Source organism: Pantoea sp. X-Soil-ISGK-285 (genome assembly GCF_059730815.1).
Window position 1 is genome coordinate 436,008 of sequence record NZ_AP035939.1, and the last position, 15,821, is coordinate 451,828.

General features: G+C 53.3%; 13 protein-coding genes. 5 read left to right on the top strand and 8 right to left on the bottom strand.

Annotation, left to right across the window (positions count from 1 at the left end):
• Positions 1-159 precede the first annotated feature (159 nt).
• The gene (locus AC6I8B_RS21375) at positions 160-1,422 is read left to right on the top strand and encodes a maltoporin (RefSeq protein ID WP_157353336.1); all 1,263 of its coding nucleotides are present in this window, start codon (positions 160-162) and stop codon (positions 1,420-1,422) included.
• A gap of 82 nt (positions 1,423-1,504) precedes the next feature.
• Here AC6I8B_RS21375 and AC6I8B_RS21380 read toward each other — a convergent pair whose 3' ends face one another.
• From AC6I8B_RS21380 to AC6I8B_RS21405, 6 genes are all read right to left on the bottom strand, one after another.
• Positions 1,505-1,828, bottom strand: coding sequence for a PTS sugar transporter subunit IIB (locus AC6I8B_RS21380; RefSeq protein ID WP_010259145.1), 324 nt, complete (start codon positions 1,826-1,828; stop codon positions 1,505-1,507).
• Between the two features lie 342 nt (positions 1,829-2,170).
• On the bottom strand, positions 2,171-4,246 hold the full coding sequence (locus AC6I8B_RS21385) for a beta-galactosidase (protein WP_157353335.1): 2,076 nt from the start codon (positions 4,244-4,246) through the stop codon (positions 2,171-2,173).
• A gap of 41 nt (positions 4,247-4,287) precedes the next feature.
• Positions 4,288-5,481, bottom strand: coding sequence for a glycoside hydrolase family 53 protein (locus AC6I8B_RS21390; protein WP_497816550.1), 1,194 nt, complete (start codon positions 5,479-5,481; stop codon positions 4,288-4,290).
• Between the two features lie 3 nt (positions 5,482-5,484).
• On the bottom strand, positions 5,485-6,336 hold the full coding sequence (locus tag AC6I8B_RS21395) for a sugar ABC transporter permease (protein WP_010259151.1): 852 nt from the start codon (positions 6,334-6,336) through the stop codon (positions 5,485-5,487).
• A 10-nt stretch (positions 6,337-6,346) separates the two neighbouring features.
• The gene (locus tag AC6I8B_RS21400; RefSeq protein ID WP_031292502.1) at positions 6,347-7,654 is read right to left on the bottom strand and encodes a carbohydrate ABC transporter permease; all 1,308 of its coding nucleotides are present in this window, start codon (positions 7,652-7,654) and stop codon (positions 6,347-6,349) included.
• A gap of 41 nt (positions 7,655-7,695) precedes the next feature.
• Positions 7,696-8,916, bottom strand: a complete 1,221-nt coding sequence (locus AC6I8B_RS21405) for an extracellular solute-binding protein (protein WP_033761001.1) — start codon at positions 8,914-8,916, stop codon at positions 7,696-7,698.
• A gap of 325 nt (positions 8,917-9,241) precedes the next feature.
• On the opposite strand from AC6I8B_RS21405, the gene AC6I8B_RS21410 reads away from it, so the two are divergent.
• A complete protein-coding gene (locus AC6I8B_RS21410; RefSeq protein ID WP_033773728.1) occupies positions 9,242-10,360 on the top strand; it encodes an ABC transporter ATP-binding protein in 1,119 nt (372 codons plus the stop codon).
• Between the two features lie 244 nt (positions 10,361-10,604).
• On the opposite strand, the gene AC6I8B_RS21415 is transcribed toward AC6I8B_RS21410, so the two are convergent.
• Positions 10,605-11,204: a hypothetical protein gene (locus AC6I8B_RS21415; RefSeq protein WP_157353332.1), complete on the bottom strand. Its 600-nt coding sequence runs from the start codon at positions 11,202-11,204 to the stop codon at positions 10,605-10,607.
• Between the two features lie 30 nt (positions 11,205-11,234).
• Positions 11,235-11,576: a hypothetical protein gene (locus tag AC6I8B_RS21420; protein WP_010670649.1), complete on the bottom strand. Its 342-nt coding sequence runs from the start codon at positions 11,574-11,576 to the stop codon at positions 11,235-11,237.
• Between the two features lie 400 nt (positions 11,577-11,976).
• Here AC6I8B_RS21420 and AC6I8B_RS21425 point away from each other — a divergent pair, with 400 nt between their 5' ends.
• The 3 genes from AC6I8B_RS21425 to AC6I8B_RS21435 all read left to right on the top strand — a co-directional run bounded on the left by AC6I8B_RS21425 (position 11,977) and on the right by AC6I8B_RS21435 (position 15,754).
• Positions 11,977-12,414 carry a DUF2628 domain-containing protein gene (locus AC6I8B_RS21425; protein ID WP_497817755.1) on the top strand — a complete coding sequence of 146 codons (438 nt, stop codon included), beginning with the start codon at positions 11,977-11,979 and terminating at the stop codon, positions 12,412-12,414.
• Positions 12,415-12,772: 358 nt separating this feature from the next.
• A complete protein-coding gene (locus AC6I8B_RS21430; protein ID WP_497817756.1) occupies positions 12,773-14,650 on the top strand; it encodes a M48 family metallopeptidase in 1,878 nt (625 codons plus the stop codon).
• 135 nt (positions 14,651-14,785) lie between these two features.
• The gene (locus AC6I8B_RS21435; protein ID WP_157353330.1) at positions 14,786-15,754 is read left to right on the top strand and encodes a YiiG family protein; all 969 of its coding nucleotides are present in this window, start codon (positions 14,786-14,788) and stop codon (positions 15,752-15,754) included.
• Positions 15,755-15,821: the final 67 nt, after the last annotated feature.

A 15,821-nucleotide genomic window follows, 5' to 3' on the forward strand; every position in this document is an offset into this window, starting at 1 on the left:
ATCACGAGGTTTGGTGATCTGATTCACTAATCGTTACAAATACCGCCACTTTATTTGCACTGCATCACACATTATCGCGATTTTGTTTGTCACTCATCTGACAAAAAGCGTTAACTGCCGCTGTCATGTGAACGTATTACAAATAAAATTGAGGATAACATGGAAACAAGGTTACGTACTGCTGCTGTGGCGCTCGCTGCGGCCCTGACCTCCCCGACGCTCTATGCTGCTATCGACAACATTGATTTCCATGGCTATCTGCGTGGTGGCGTTGGCGTATCGCAGGATGGCGGTATTGAAGAGTATCAAAAGAACAAGATTGGCCGTCTCGGCAATGAAGCCGACACCTACGGCGAGGTTGAGCTGGGCAGCGAAGTCTACAAAAAGGATGACGTCAGTTTTTACGTCGACACCATGGTCAGCATGTTCTCCGACGGTTCTAACGATAACGAAACCACCTTCGGTGACGATGCGCAGTTTGGTTTGCGTCAGCTTAATCTGCAGATTAAAGGGCTGGTGCCGGGTGACAAGAATGCGGTGATCTGGGGCGGTAAACGTTACTACCAGCGTCACGATTTGCACATCATTGATACCAAATACTGGAATATCTCCGGCTCCGGTGCAGGTATCGAAAATTACACTCTGGGCCCGGGCGCGATCTCCTTTGCCTGGATCCGTGGCGATGCCAATGACGTCGATTACCGGGTCGATGGCGATAACGACGTCAACATTAACTACCTGGATCTTCGGTATGCTGGCTGGAAACCGTGGAGCGGTGCCTGGACCGAGTTTGGTATTGATTACGCCATGCCGAACACCACCAAAAAGCAGGAAGAGTATGGTGGCCTGTATGATGCGGAAAACGGCGTTATGCTCACCAGTGAAATCAGTCAGGATATGTGGGGCGGCTATCAGAAACTGGTATTTCAGTACGCCAATAAAGGCCTGGCACAAAATATGATTTCACAGGGCGGCGGCTGGTATGACATGTGGAACGATACCCGCAATGCCACCGGCTACCGCGTAATCAATACCGGCCTGCTGCCAATCACCGACAAGTTCTCCCTGAATCAGGTCTTTACCTGGGGTTCAGCGGATGATGTCACCGCGCAGACCAGCAAAAGCACCCTGCTGTCGCTGGTGGGTCGTGGTCAGTATCAGTTCACGCAGTATGTCCGCGGCATCGGCGAAGTGGGTAGTTTCTGGCAGAAAGATGAGAACAAAGTGGGCAGTGACTATAAACAGGCGGGTCAGAAATATACGCTGGCGCTGGGTCTCGCAGCCGGTCCCGAATTTATGTCACGCCCGGAACTGCGTCTGTTTGCCTCTTATCTGAATGACTCAGAAGACGGACACAGTTTCCAGGACAACACCAGTAACAACACCTGGAACTTCGGCGTACAGGTCGAAGCCTGGTGGTAACCGAGCAGTCTCCTCATTGTGATCATTGTTAAGCTCTTATGCAGGGGCTTATTTGGATAACCGGCGACGGTTATCCATTTTTTTACTCCGGCTGAAGCGGCTTAAAGAATCGGGCTTCCAGCAACTGACGCAGCTGATCGGATTGCGTGCCAAAGATGGCATGAACTTCCTGCCCCAGAATCACCACGCCAATCGCCCCCGCCTTCTGTAATCCTGCCGTATCCACCGCCCTCAGCGATGTCACTTTCACCCGCAGCCGGGTTAAACAGGCGTCCACCTGCTGAATATTTTCACGCCCGCCGAAGCACTCTACAAGACGCTCCAGCAGCGCACTGTCAATCTCAACCTCTTCCGCCGTCAGCGGCTGCCGACTGAAATATTGCTTAAACGATTTCAGACTCACCATGTTGTTCTCCTCCAGATAATAAAAAGGCGGGCTGCTGCCCGCCACTCACGACTGATAAACGAAAACGAGGGGGAATAGCTTCAGGGCACTCACAGAAAATACACTCTTCCTGCCCTCAAACCCTATTCCTCCGCCACAAAGTCCGCAATTAAAGCCGGTCCAAAACTTCCAACAGACAACTCCCATGCGCAAAGCGATGGGGGCCAGTACCTGTAGCAAAGCATCACGGGCCATGGATGGCCCGTGTTGAGCTGGCAGGGATGCCATCTTTTGCGTCTTTGCGGAAGGTACTGGCCCCCTGAGCCGATGCTAAACCTGCCAGCAAACGGCATTAAACTAACGTCAAAGGCTTGCGCCTTCAGTTAGCGGCACACTCAGAACGCGACATCCCCATGGCGCCAGCACCAGCGATTCCCCCACAACCGAGCCATCGATCAAATCGCTGAGCCCAGCAGGCAACGACAGCTGCTGCACCTGACCGGTAAAATTCTGCACAAAAAGAAACGCCTGTTCGCCATCAGTGCGCCGCTGAACGACCACGCCCGGAGGCAGATCAATCGCCAGCGCGCGCGGCAACGCCAGCTGCTTAATCAACGCACCATAAAAATCCCGCTGGAACGACAGATCATTACGCGACGCGATATACCAGGCTTTGCCCTGACCCACGCGATTCACCGTCACCGCCGGGGTACCGGCATAAAAATCGCTCTCATAACTGGCCAGCGCCGTTGCCCCTTCCAGATGAATATGCTCGCAAAGCTCTCGCGCCTGATAAGGCCCACTCAGACCCAGCTCATTGCCGCGCACCCCGCGTACGCCATTGAATTCCTCATCAGTCAGACTATCGATCTCTTCTGACCAGATGCCAAGCAACGGCCGCAACGGCCCCGGGAAGCCACCGGGATAACACAGATCGCTCTCATTCACGATGCCGCTCCAGTAGCTGGCAACGAAATGCCCGCCCCGCTCAAGATGCTGCTCCACCCGCGCCGCAAAACCATCCCGCACCATATACAGCATCGGCGCAATCACCAGATCGTAACCACTGAGATCGCAGTCGCCGTTAATCACATCCACCGCCACGCCCTGCTCCCAGAAAGCACGATAGTGCTCGTTCACTGTGCGCTCATAATGCAGGCCGAGATTGCGCGGCCCCTGCGCATTATCCATCGCCCAGCGACTCTCCCAGTCGAAAATAATCGCCACCCGCGCCTCAACCCGACTGCCCATCACCGGCGTCATCGCGGCCAGCATCCGGCCCAGCTCACTCACTTCACGACCGGTGCGCGTATCAAGATGACCCACATGATCGACTACTGCGCCATGAAACTTCTCGACCGAACCCCGGCTCTTGCGCCACTGAAAATATTGCACCGCGTCCGCACCATGGGCCACCGCCTGCAGTGACGACAGAATATGCATCCCAGGCTTCTTCAGCTTGCTGGTCGGCTGCCAGTTGGTGGCGCTCGGCGTCGACTCCATCAACACGAAAGGCTTGCCCTGCTTCAGAGTGCGCATCAAATCGTGGTACATCGCGGTATAACAGGCGAGCGTGGTCTCATCCTTCTCGTTATGCCACATCGGGTAGCTATCCCAGGAGATAAAATCGAGCACCGGTGCCAGCTTCCAGTAATCGTAGTCGTAGAAATATTCCATAAAATTGGTGGTCGCAGGCAGATCGGGATTGGCCTGCTTCAGCGGTTTAATCTCCTCACGACAGAAGTCAGTAACCTGATCGGTCATAAACCGCCGCCAGTCCAGATTCAGACCGTGAATCGACATCTCACCCTGTGGCGCTGGCGACACAATCTGTGACCAGTCGCTGTAGGTATGACTCCAGAAATCACTCCACCAGGCGAGATTCAGGTTCTCCAGCGTCTCATATCGGCGCTGCAACCAGCTGCGAAACGCCTGCTGACAGCGATCACAATGACATTCTCCGCCATACTCATTGGAAATATGCCAGCCGAGCACCGCCGGATGATGCGCATAATGCGCCGCCAGCCGGCTGTTCATCGCCTGCACTTTCTGGCGATACACCGGCGAGGTCATGCAGTGGTTATGACGACCACCATGCAGAGCCGGCACGCGATCGCGCCCCACACGCAGCACCTCCGGATACGCCTGCGACATCCAGGCTGGCCTGGCCCCGCTTGGTGTAGCAAGAAACACAGAAATCCCCTGCAGCCAGAGCGTATCAATCACCTCATCCAGCCAGCCAAATTCATAGCGCCCCTCTTCCGGCTCCAGCTTCGCCCAGCTGAAAATACCCACCGACATAACGTTACAGTTCGCCTGCTTCATCATCATGACGTCGTCATCAATAATGCCCGGCTGGTGCGCCCACTGTTCCGGATTGTAGTCAGCACCATGCAGCAGCCGGTTAACCCGGGCGCTGAGCGGGGGAAATTTATTCATACCTGTTCCTCAGAGGTAGACATCAGCGTTTGCGCTAATGGTTAATGAAAAACCTGCAGCGAAGGCAGCGCCTTGCCGTGACAGTCAAACAGCGCCTGGTTTTCGCGGGCGTTACCCTGTTTCCATTCGTCGTGGATATATTTCATGCCGGCGGGTGTCGCCCAGGTATTGCCGGGCGCAGGGATCCACGCCGGTTCCCAGTAGACGACACCCTTGCCGCGATGGTCCGGCACCGCCAGCACCGCTTTAATCAGGTCATGCAGATAAGCCGCCTGGCCCGCTACACTGCCGGGATAGCCGCCCGCCTGCTCCTCTTTGGCCTGGAAACTGTTCTCCGCGCTATCGCAGTTTTCCAGCGTGTAGCCGTAGGCTGCTTCCACCACCATCACGTCTTTGTCATAGCGCCGGGAGATATCATCCATGTTGGCTTTCAGGGCGCTGATGGGGCCGTTCCAGTAGGTGTACATCGACAGGCCAATCACATCGAATGGCACATCACGCTTAACGATCTCGTCGAACCACCAGCGGAACATGTCGTTCTTTGTGCCCTCAGCCAGGTGCAGCATGATCTTCACCTGATGCGGGTCGCTGAGATTCTCACGCACCCCGCTGATCCCGGCTTTCAGCAGACCGGCCAGCCGATCAAACTCACCGCCGTTCTGGCCCCAGCTTTTGCCTTCCGGCCAGAGCATGCCACCGTTAAGTTCATTGCCAATCTGCACGATATCCGGCATCACACCGTCCGCTTTGAAACGAGCGATGGTGTCACGGGTGTAGTCATGAACCTGGGTTTCCAGCTGCGGAAAAGGCAGCGACTGCCAGGCTTTGGGCTTGAACTGCTTGCCTGGGTCTGTCCAGAAGTCGCTGTAGTGGATATCCAGCAGCAGCTTCAGGCCCGCCGCTTTAACGCGCTTCGCCAGCGCCAGCGTGGTCGCCAGATCGTTGCCACCACCACCGTAGGTCTGACCGCTGTCGTCGCGGGGATCCACCCATAGCCGCAGCCGGATGGTGTTGATGCCGCTGGCTTTCAGGATGGCGATAACATCCTGCTGCTGGTTATCTGCGTTATAGAATTTCGCCCCCTGCTTCTCCAGTTCAGCCAGCGATGAGATATCCGCACCTTTGATAAAATCGGCTGGCCACGGCCCGGCAGAGCCGATGACAGGATGATCGGCGGCGAGCAGCGGTGTCGCCCAGGCCAGCGCCAGGGCGAGAATCAATGTTTTTGGCGTCATGATTTATCCTTTAGTACTGCCTGAGGCCAGGCCAGAAACGAAGTATTTCTGCAGGGCCAGATAGAACACCGCCACCGGCACGGCGATCAGCACGGCACCGGCGGCATAGGTGGTGTAGCTGGCACCCATTTTTTGCGACACCAGGTTATAGAGGCCAATCGGCAGCGTGAACTGCTCTGGCGTTCGCAGAATGGTGCTGGAGAGGATGAAATCACCCAGCGGCCCGGTGAATGAGAACAGCGCCACTACCGCCAGAATCGGCTTCGACAGCGGCATGATGATCTCAACAAAGATGCGGAAGTTACCCGCACCGTCCATGCGCGCCGACTCATCCAGATCTTTGGGAATCGAGTCGAGATAACCCTTCATCAGCCAGGTGTTCATCGGGATCATCCCACCAACGTAGATCAGCACCAGTGCCAGATGGCTGTTGATCAACCCCAGCAGCTGCGACAGCACGAAAATCGCGATCAGCGCCGAAAACTGCGGGATCATCTGTAACAACAGAAACAGCATTAGTCCGTTCTGCCGCCCCTTGAACCGAAAACGGGAAAAAGCGTAGGCGGTACAGCTGACGCTGATCAACGTCAGCACCATGGTCAGGAAACTGATTTTCATCGAATTCCAGTACCACGTCAGGTAAGGCACCGTGCCATTGAACAGGTCGCGGTAGTGCTGCAGCGACGCATTCTCAGGAATGATCGAACTGCTGAGCAGGCTGTTACCTGCATTCAGGGATGCTCCTACTGTCCAGACCAGCGGATAGATAATGATGGCCGAGACGGCCAGCACCACCAGCCAGGTCAGCGACAGGCGTATCCACCTTTCGCGTTTAATACTGCCGGACTTCGCCATAACTGCTTCCTTACGCCATCTCATCTTGTTTAAACGACCGGGTCGCGCGGAACTGCCACAGCGCCAGACCTACCACGAAAATCGACAGCAAAATGGTGATAGTGGCGGCGATAGCATATTGCGACGACGACATGGTGAGCTTGTAGATCCACGACACCAGGATATCGGTTCCTCCGGCATTCGACCCCGCCACCGCCGGACCGCCATTGTTAAACAGATAGATGATGTTGAAATTATTAAAGTTGAAGGTGTATTGCGTGATGATGATCGGCGCAATGGCGTAGAGCACCAGCGGCAGCGTGATGGTTTTCAGCCGCGTCCAGGCGCTGGCACCGTCCATGATCGCCGCCTCATAGAGATCGTCAGGGATCGCCTGCAGGACGCCGGTAGTCATCGCAAACACAAACGGGAAACCGAGCCAGGTCTGCATCATAATCAGCGCGGTTTTGGTCCAGAATGGATCGGTCATCCACGCTTTAGGTGCAATGCCAAAGAAGTCGAGAATAGCGTTGTTGATCACCCCAAAGCTGTCGTTGAACATTCCGGCGAAGACCAGAATGGTGACGAAGCCCGGCACCGCCCACGGCAGGATAAAGATGGTGCGGATCAGCGGCTTAAAGCGCAGGTCTTTCTGATTGACCAGAATCGCCAGCATGACGCCCACGGTGCACTGCAGCGTGGTAGCGAGCAGTGTCCAGACCACCGTCCATTGCAGCACGTCAAAGAAGGTGGAGCGCCAGATCGACAGGGTAAAAATGTTGATGAAGTTTTTGAACCCCACCCAGTCCACCAGCTTCGCAGGTGGCGTGTGATAGAGGTTGTAGTTGGTGAAGGCGATGGCGAAACCGAACAGAATCGGAAACACCACTACAAACACCAGCAGAATAAAGCCTGGCGAAATCATCAGATAGGGGAAGCCATCGCGCAGCAGTAACTGATACTGCTGGCGCACGCTGTTCAGCTGCTGACCCTTGTCGCGCCTGACGCCATTGACCCAGGCGTCGCGCATTGACACTCCCCAGACCGCCACGCCGAAGGCGGCAATCAGTACGCTGATAATGCCCTCTGCCAGCAGAAAAATGGAGTTATCACGCGGCACCGATTCGCCCAGCGTATAGAGCCCCCAGAATCCCTCACGCAGAAAATCGTGGAAGACGCCGGTAAAACTGCTGAGCAAAATCAGAAAACAGAGCCCTTTAGCCCACTGGCGGTGGTAAAACTGGCCGAAGCCAGGCAGCAGTGCCAACAGCGCACCGGTGGTCGCATGACGACGCGGACGCTTAGCCGTCACCAGATTTTCATCGGAAGATATAGCCACACCCTGATCCTTATCCTGTACGGTTATCCCGTGAACCTGCATTACTGGTTACTGGCCTGCATCGCTTCAATCTGCATGGTGATCTGCTTCACTGCATTATCCAGTGCCGCTTTTGGCTCCTGCTTGCCGGATACGCTCAGCTCCAGGGCAGCATTGGCTGGTCCCCATACTTCCTGCATTTCCGGCACGCCAGGCATCGCTGACGCACGCGCCGCCTGCACCGCGACCGCGTTGGCCTTCTCATCATCTTTGATAATCGGATCGTTCATCAGCGCGGTGACCGGTGGGATCTCCTGGGTTTTCTGATAACGCTCTTTCACGTACTGCGGCTGGTTGATGAAGGTGAGGAACTTCTGCGCCAGCGCCTGATCTTTACTCCAGGTAGAGACCACATAGCCTTTGACGCCCAGGAAGGAGCTCATCGGCTTGCCGTTAGGCAGCAGCGGCAGCGGTGCCACGCCATAGTTGATTCCGGCAGCCTGATAAGGCTGGAATGCCCACGGCCCATTGATCACCGCCGCCGCTTTTTTCTCGGTAAACAGCGAGTCGATGGCGTTGAGGCCGTTGTCGCCCATGATGCCGCCTGGCAGCAATCCTTCACTGAAGAAACGTTTGAGATAAGTCACCGCTTCCACGCTGCCCGGGGTGTTCAGACCGATATCCTGAGTGTTAATTGCGCCTTTGGCGTCTTTGCCAAAGATGTAAGAGCCCATCGGAGCCATCACACCCCAGCTGTAATAAATCTGGTCAAACTTAGCGAGCAGGCCATACTGCTTCGTCTCGCGCTGCTTCTGTGAGAAAGCACGATATTCCTCCAGCGTTTTCAGTGGCGACGGCAGCAGATCTTTGTTGTAGATCAGCACCAGCGTTTCCACCGCTTTGGGTACGCCGTAGACCACACTGTTCTGTGTGAAAGCCGCCATTGCTGAGGGGGTGTAAGCGCTCTGCTCTGCTGCATCTATTTTCAGCGGTGCCAGTAATCCCTGTACGACCGCGCTGCCGAGCTGGTCATTAGGGATCACCAGGACATCCGGGCCAATACCCGCCGGGCCATCCAGACGCAGCTTCTCAATCTGCTGTGCAAACGGCATCTCCTGAACTTTCACTTCAACACCGAACTGTTTCTGAAAATCGGCGATCGCCGTTTTGATGCCGTCTGATTTTTTAATGTCTTCCCAGACGGTAAGTTGCTGAGCGGCCCAGGCGGATTGATTAAGCATCAATGCGGAAAGAAGTAGCGTAACGCTGATTTTGATTTTCATTACTGGCCTCATGTGAAGGTATGACATTTTAAGCTGTCATTTGCTGATGTTCTTTTTTCAGGCACATGCTGAACAAGGAATTATTGAGCATATGAAGTGTGAATAACGTATCGCATTTGAGCCATACGCTACGCGGAATGCGTACCGTGCTCCAGCCCGTTCGCATCAATGTGTGATCGCTATTACAGAAATCAAAATCAGCGGTAGGGCGCACTCTGGCGGAGCGATATAGTCAGCGCAGGCACCATCAGGGCTGACGTGTAAAAAGACAAACTGTTATACGTCATACATTTCAGCCGCCAAATCCCTTGCCATGAGGATCAGCATGTCCAGCATCAGATTGAGAAACGTCACCAAACGCTTTGGTAAAACAGAAACGCTGAAAAATATCGCGCTTGATATTGAGGCCGGTGAGTTTGCGGTCTTCGTCGGTCCGTCAGGCTGCGGTAAATCCACACTGCTGCGGCTGATCGCCGGGCTGGAAGAGATCAGTGACGGTGAGATTTTGATTGGTGATGAGGTCATGAATGATGTCGCACCCTCGCACCGCGGAGTGGCAATGGTGTTTCAGTCTTATGCGCTTTACCCGCATATGACGGTGGCGGAAAATATCGGTTACGGACTGAAGGTGAACGGCGTGCCGAAAGCGCAGATTCAGCATCAGGTAGAGATGGTGGCGAAGACGCTACAGCTTGCGCATCTGCTGGATCGTAAACCAAAGCAGCTTTCCGGCGGTCAGCGTCAGCGTGTCGCCATTGGTCGCGCAATCGTGCGTAATCCCCGGGTGTTTATGTTTGATGAGCCCTTATCGAACCTGGATGCGGAGCTGCGTGTCGATATGCGGCTGCACATTGCGAAGCTGCACCAGGAGCTGAAAACCACCATGGTCTATGTGACGCACGATCAGACGGAAGCAATGACGCTGGCCGATAAGATTGTGGTCATGAACTACGGCAAGGTTGAACAGGTGGGTTCACCGATGGAGCTCTATTACAACCCGATTAACCGCTTTGTCGCCGGTTTTATCGGCTCACCTAAGATGAACTTCCTGCCTGCGCGCGTGGAGCAGTGCGGCCCTGCTGGCCTGGTCGCCCTGATCAATGACGGCGAACATCGGCTGCAGCTCCCCTCGCCCATCCGCCAGTTGCAGCCTGGTGATGAGATCACGCTAGGTATCCGGCCGGAGCAGTTGCAGATCAACGGCGATGCGCCACTGAATATCAACTTCCACTGCGAAGTGGTTGAGCGACTTGGCAACAACACCTATCTGTTTGGTCAGAGCCACGGCCACGACGGCTTCAAGATGCTGCTGCCCGGCGATGTGCATTTCCGTCCTTATCAGACGCTGCGCCCCACCTTCCATCCGCACCATTGCATGGTGTTTGATGCTGAAGGTGCTCGTATCAGCGCGGATATAGCGATGCCGCAGGTTCGCGCAGCCTGAAGTAGATGTTTGCAGAGCGTTAACGTGAGGCCGGAGACGGCCTTTTCTGTTTTCAGGCCTGGCATAACGCCTGAAGAAAGAGGTCAGGAAAGGGGTTCGCGGGCAAGCCGTGATGACGCGCAGACGCGTCAGCCTGAGCATTGTTCAGACAAGGCATTGCAGGTGTGTTCTGAGTAAACTCATGAACCCCACCGGCAACCCCTTATCCGGGTCGATCAGCTAACCGGGCTTAGCGACTGAGGCCTTACTTACCGAGGATATTGTTTACTGCTTTCAGGTGGCCAGCCTTGTCTTTGTGGTTTGAAACCACCTGAATAACGGTGAATTTCTTGTTGGCGACCGCCAGCAGCGTCGCCTGTTGCACATCGTTGCCACCCATTTTGTCGGTGGCTTCAATATGATAGACCGGCAAACCGTTGGTATTTTCAGTTTTCTCACTGATCACCGTATAAGAAGGTGAAGCCTGCTTCTGCTTGTCTTTGATAGACTTCCCGCCTTCAAGAAAATCAGCGTCACTGCCACCGCGCGCAATCAATGGGATCTCTTCTTCGCCAATGATCAATACGCGTTTTTCCTGCTTGTTCACATACATGGTGCCTGGTCCGCCGCCCGGCACAGGCTGCTTTTCATAGCCCTGCAGTTTGAACGTCTGTTTGCCATCCAGCAAAGAGATCGTCTGAGTCTGCGTGTTTGCAGCTGGTGCTGTATCAGCTGCTGATGCCATCAGAGAAGTACCGCCGATGGCAGTTGCCAGGCAGATCGCACCCATAATGTTTAATGATTTTCTTAATTTCACCATGAACTCCTTCGTATTGATGATATTTCCATTTCGCTGATACAGCATCAGTATGGCCTGTATCAGTGATGTGAGGTGTTATCGGGTCAGGTCGTAAATACAGATCCCTGAGCCGAGCAGAAACAGAATAATCGGCCAGTAGAGAACGGGAATAAAAAAGAAGTTGTGGGTTTTTTCAGGGGCCATCATTGGCTGGCTTTTCGTTGCTTGTGCAAGGGAGTCCAGCCATTTTTCCTGCCGAAGCACCCAGACAAAGGCCGCACAAAAAAGGGCAGAAACGATCAGCGTAGCCCCTGTCGCCCATAGATGGGAGACAAAGAAACCGTCGTAGTAATAAATATCTAACAGCCATTTACACAGGAGGTAGGCGGCAGAAATTAATACTGCGACGAAAAAACCCACTCCGCTCCATGCGATCATCTTTATATCCTTCTAAGGTGTGAGGAACGAGGAATATTTTTTTGAAAATTAACATATTTTTATCATTGTGGCGATATTTTCTTTGGTGCTAATATCAATTACATCCACCACAGGAGATGTCCGGCCTGTGCAAGTTTCACATTACTGATTCTGATGGATTTATTTTCAAAAATTGTTGTTTAACCTGAATTCGTCACCCGTGCAGATAATAGCGCACCCAGGGTGTAGCATGGCTATTTGTACCGTACCGATATTATTTTGGTGCGAATTAACGCGGCTTCACTGTTTTTAAAATTCGTATGCGCTGTTCTGGCGGTCGATAAGCACCATTCATGCGGCTGTCATCCGTCTGAAACAGTGTCGGTCTCTGTAGTTTTCTGCGCAGGATATTGAGGTAATCATGAATCAACCTATTGAAAATCATAATAAAGTAAATGCAACTAAAGAGTACAGTGCGAAATGGCAGACCCGATTTGATTTTTTCGACCTTCATGGTGCTCCCAGTACACCAGGCTTCAGACAGGCATTGAAACAACTGCCTTTCAGGCAAAAATTAAAAGTGAACATGAATTTAATTGCCTTCCTTTTCGGCCCGATTTATCTGTTCGTACTCGGCCTGTGGGAGAAGAACATCATGCTGATTTTAATTATGGTAGTTGTTTATACTATTTTGATCATCGCCTTAGCGATAGCGGGCATGGAATTTCCACGGTATCTTCAGGTTGGCCTGGGCTATGGTTTTAATGCCCTGTACGGCATGAGCACCAATTACAGTTATTACCTGAAAGAGAAAAAAGCCGATAACGGCTGGAATCCCTTCAAAGGGATACGCTGGTAATTTTTTCGCACCGCTCTGATGGTAAAATATAGGATTATGGTGTATCGGATGCAGACAGATGGCGGGGATTAGCCCTCGGTCAGGAGATCGGACAGAATAAGTGATGAGTACTAACTCAAATTAGTGCTGTCGTGGCAGAACCACCGGAAGCCGCCAGAAAAATAACCTGACGGAAAAGGAAAAAATCGCCGAAAATATCCGTCTATACCTTTTCAAAACGGGTTCAGGCTGGCTTATAATCGCTCTGCAATAATTATAATATCGTGAAGCTCGCATAAATATTTCCGCACCGTTTAACCGGGGCCAGGATATTCTTTTCGGAATTTCCTGATAGCAGCAGCTTCTCCCTTTCATAGACATGCAGGAAGTTATTATTTTGAATACATTAACGGAATTGAAAAAGGGTTATCTAAAGGTATTTTTCTGGCTGCTGTTCACACTGTTTCTCGTCCCTGTCATTACCCTGTTTTTTGCTGAATATGGCAACAAACAACTTGATCAGCAATACACGCAGTTCTTCATGGACGATGCGCGGGAACAACATCAGGATACGGACAAACTACAGGCGTTTCTGCAGCAGAACCCGCCTTCCAGTGTCTGCGGCCCGGTAGATGAAAATCTGCAGGATTACAAAAACGCCGTCTGCGAACCGCAATCCGAACTGTGGCAGTTCTACATGATGGATAAAGTGGCATTCTGGACACTGATCGGCAGCGGCGCTGTCCTGCTGATGGTGCTGTTGTTCAGTGCGCTGGCCTTTAAAAGCCGCCAGGGACAGGTTATCAGTCTGGCGCTGGCCCGCAAGTTCCTGATGCTGGCCTGTTCGCTGGAAGTCATGGTACAGGGCGGCATGCTGGTATGGCTCTCATTCTGGGGCACCGCCTTCTTCACACAAACCTACTATCCAAAACTGGTGATGGCAGTAGGACTGCTGGTGCTGGCCGGCATGTATTACATGATTAAAGGCATCTTCAAAAAACTCCCACCGGAAGAGAGTATTGAAGGCGAAGTCGTGACCCGCGAAGCGGCACCGGCACTCTGGTCACAGATTGATATGCTCGCCGCAAGAGTGGGCACCACGCCACCCGATCATATTGTTGCGGGTATCGACACCAACTTCTACGTGACCGAAGCTCCGCTGAACGTGAATGGGAATCCGCTCACCGGCCGTAAGCTCTATGTCAGTATTCCGCTCCTGCGTCAGCTCACCGTTGCGCAGGCTGATGGCGTGATGGTCCATGAGCTGACCCACCTGCATGAAGGCGACACCGCCTCCGGCGCATTACTGGGACCGAAACTGCATCGGTTTGATCTCTATATGCAGCTGATGGGTCAGAATGTGGCCACGCTGATCGTCTTCTATCCGCTCTATCTTTATCGCATGCTGTTTGAACTGGCGTGGCAGCGTAACAGCCGTGAACGTGAGTTTGTCGCGGATCGCAATGCATCAACGCTGGTCTCCCCTGCCGCGATTATCGAATCACTGATCAAAGTATCTGCGTATGCCAGCTACCGGAATGAAGTTGAACGAAACTTCTTTAATAATCAGACGCTGCACGAAAATGAACTGGGGATCAGTAAAGCTATTGCTGCCGGTCTGCCTGAACATGTCGCCTCTCCGGACTTTATCAGCGTCATCCGTGAGCAGAATGTGCCGCACCCGTTTGATTCACACCCGCCGCTGGCGGAAAGGATGCGCAACGTAGGGTATGAGATTAACGAAGCTGACTATGCAGCGATCGCCGCCGATTTCCCGGCCCAGAGCTGGGTCGATCTGATGCCGGTTGCCAACGAGATTGAACAGCAGTTGTGGCAGAAATATGAGCGCGACTTCTCTTCTGTGCATGACGAGAGCCTGGCCTGGCGCTATCAGCCTGACGGTGAAATGGAAACCGCGCTGGTGCTGAAGCATTTCCCCAATGTTCCTTATACCCTGAAAGATGGCTCGCAGATCGTCATCACCTGGCAGGGCATTGTGTCGCCGAAAACCGGCGAAGTGCTGGAGTGGGATAACGTTAAAAACATCAACGTCATTCGTAGCTTCGGCCGGGATAAGCTCTACGTGCAACATGTGCAGCCAAACTCGCAGGGAAAAAAACGCAGTGAGATCCCTCTGCCGGGCCTGAAAAAGGAGATTGAAGCCTTTAAAAACACCCTCGGCTATTACTGGCATCGTCATCAGACAGTCAGGGCGTTGCTGAAAGAAGAAACGGCGGCAGCGACGCAAAGCGCATAACCCGTTTGTCATCGGCTCCCTCCTCGCAGCTGAAAAGGGAGCCAATGCGAACATTTATTTTCATTCTCTATTTTTGACCACATAAATAAAGGAACGATTGTGTTTAAAAGAGCAAGCAGGGCCATGATACCCGGGATGCTGGTGACTGCCCTTGTGCTGCCGCTGGCAGCATGTGACAACAGTGACAAAGCGGATGCAAAACCCGCCCCGCAGAGTCAACCCCAGGCTGTTGCGGAGGATAGCGCTGCGCAACTCACCACAAAATTAAACGCCTATGTGGGTTGCTTTAACACTACGGATGGATCGGTTCGCGATAGTGCCCTGCGCTATGTGAGCTGGATGGCGAATGCTGAAAAGGGGCCAACCGGCAAAGAGCGCAGCGTCAACGTACTGGGCGAGGTCACGCCTTATGAACTGGAGAGCTGCACTAAAGCCATCAACCAGGCATCGAAGGCTAAACCGACGTTACCGGCGCTGGATGCTGCAGCAACACAGTATCTGGCGGATTTAACGACATTGCAGCCGCTGGTTTCGCAGGCTCATCTTTACTACAGTCAGGAAGATTATAAGGATGATGGCTTCGCGAAAGCCAAACAAATGCATCCGCCGCTCATGAAGGCGTTTAACAGCTTTATGAAATCCAGCGACCAGTTCGGTGCCGAAGTTGAAAAAGAGAACAATGAGGTTGTTGCTGCGCAACTCGTTGAGATTGAAAAGTCTGAGGGCCGTCATAGTCGCTACTACCGCCTGGCATTAGTCACACAGGCCAAACCGCTGGCGACCCTGTTTACCTCTTCCGCTCCCGACGTGACAGAGATGGCAAAAGCGATTGATGCTTACAGTACGCTGCTGAGTGAGGCAGAAAAGGCAACGGCCAGCGAAGCGGGCAAGCCATTAACCTGGTCCATCTTCCAGGATAATGCCGGAACCTTCCTGAAAGACTGCAAGGATCGCATGCGTCGGATTCGCGATAAAACACCTTACAGCACGGGTGAGCAGAGTCTGCTGAAAGGAAGCGGCAATTCAGGCTGGATGGTATCGGGTTCACCGATGCGTGTTTTAAAATCCTATAACGAACTGGTTGAGGCCGGTAACCGCCTGTAAGCTGAATACCTGCCCCGCATGCCTCCGGGCAGGCTTCGTCAGTCGGGCTGCTGCGTGCAACCCGACT

Bases quoted from the DNA above. Each gene is read 5' to 3' on its own strand.
- AC6I8B_RS21375 (WP_157353336.1), top strand. From the start codon at position 160: ATGGAAACAAGGTTACGTACTGCTGCTGTGGCGCTCGCTGCGGCCCTG.
- AC6I8B_RS21430 (WP_497817756.1), top strand. From the start codon at position 12,773: ATGCAGGAAGTTATTATTTTGAATACATTAACGGAATTGAAAAAGGGT.
- AC6I8B_RS21380 (WP_010259145.1), bottom strand. From the start codon at position 1,828: ATGGTGAGTCTGAAATCGTTTAAGCAATATTTCAGTCGGCAGCCGCTG.
- AC6I8B_RS21390 (WP_497816550.1), bottom strand. From the start codon at position 5,481: ATGACGCCAAAAACATTGATTCTCGCCCTGGCGCTGGCCTGGGCGACA.
- AC6I8B_RS21405 (WP_033761001.1), bottom strand. From the start codon at position 8,916: ATGAAAATCAAAATCAGCGTTACGCTACTTCTTTCCGCATTGATGCTT.
- AC6I8B_RS21425 (WP_497817755.1), top strand. From the start codon at position 11,977: ATGAATCAACCTATTGAAAATCATAATAAAGTAAATGCAACTAAAGAG.
- AC6I8B_RS21435 (WP_157353330.1), top strand. From the start codon at position 14,786: ATGCTGGTGACTGCCCTTGTGCTGCCGCTGGCAGCATGTGACAACAGT.
- AC6I8B_RS21410 (WP_033773728.1), top strand. From the start codon at position 9,242: ATGTCCAGCATCAGATTGAGAAACGTCACCAAACGCTTTGGTAAAACA.
- AC6I8B_RS21415 (WP_157353332.1), bottom strand. From the start codon at position 11,204: ATGCTGTATCAGCGAAATGGAAATATCATCAATACGAAGGAGTTCATG.
- AC6I8B_RS21420 (WP_010670649.1), bottom strand. From the start codon at position 11,576: ATGATCGCATGGAGCGGAGTGGGTTTTTTCGTCGCAGTATTAATTTCT.
- AC6I8B_RS21385 (WP_157353335.1), bottom strand. From the start codon at position 4,246: ATGAATAAATTTCCCCCGCTCAGCGCCCGGGTTAACCGGCTGCTGCAT.
- AC6I8B_RS21395 (WP_010259151.1), bottom strand. From the start codon at position 6,336: ATGGCGAAGTCCGGCAGTATTAAACGCGAAAGGTGGATACGCCTGTCG.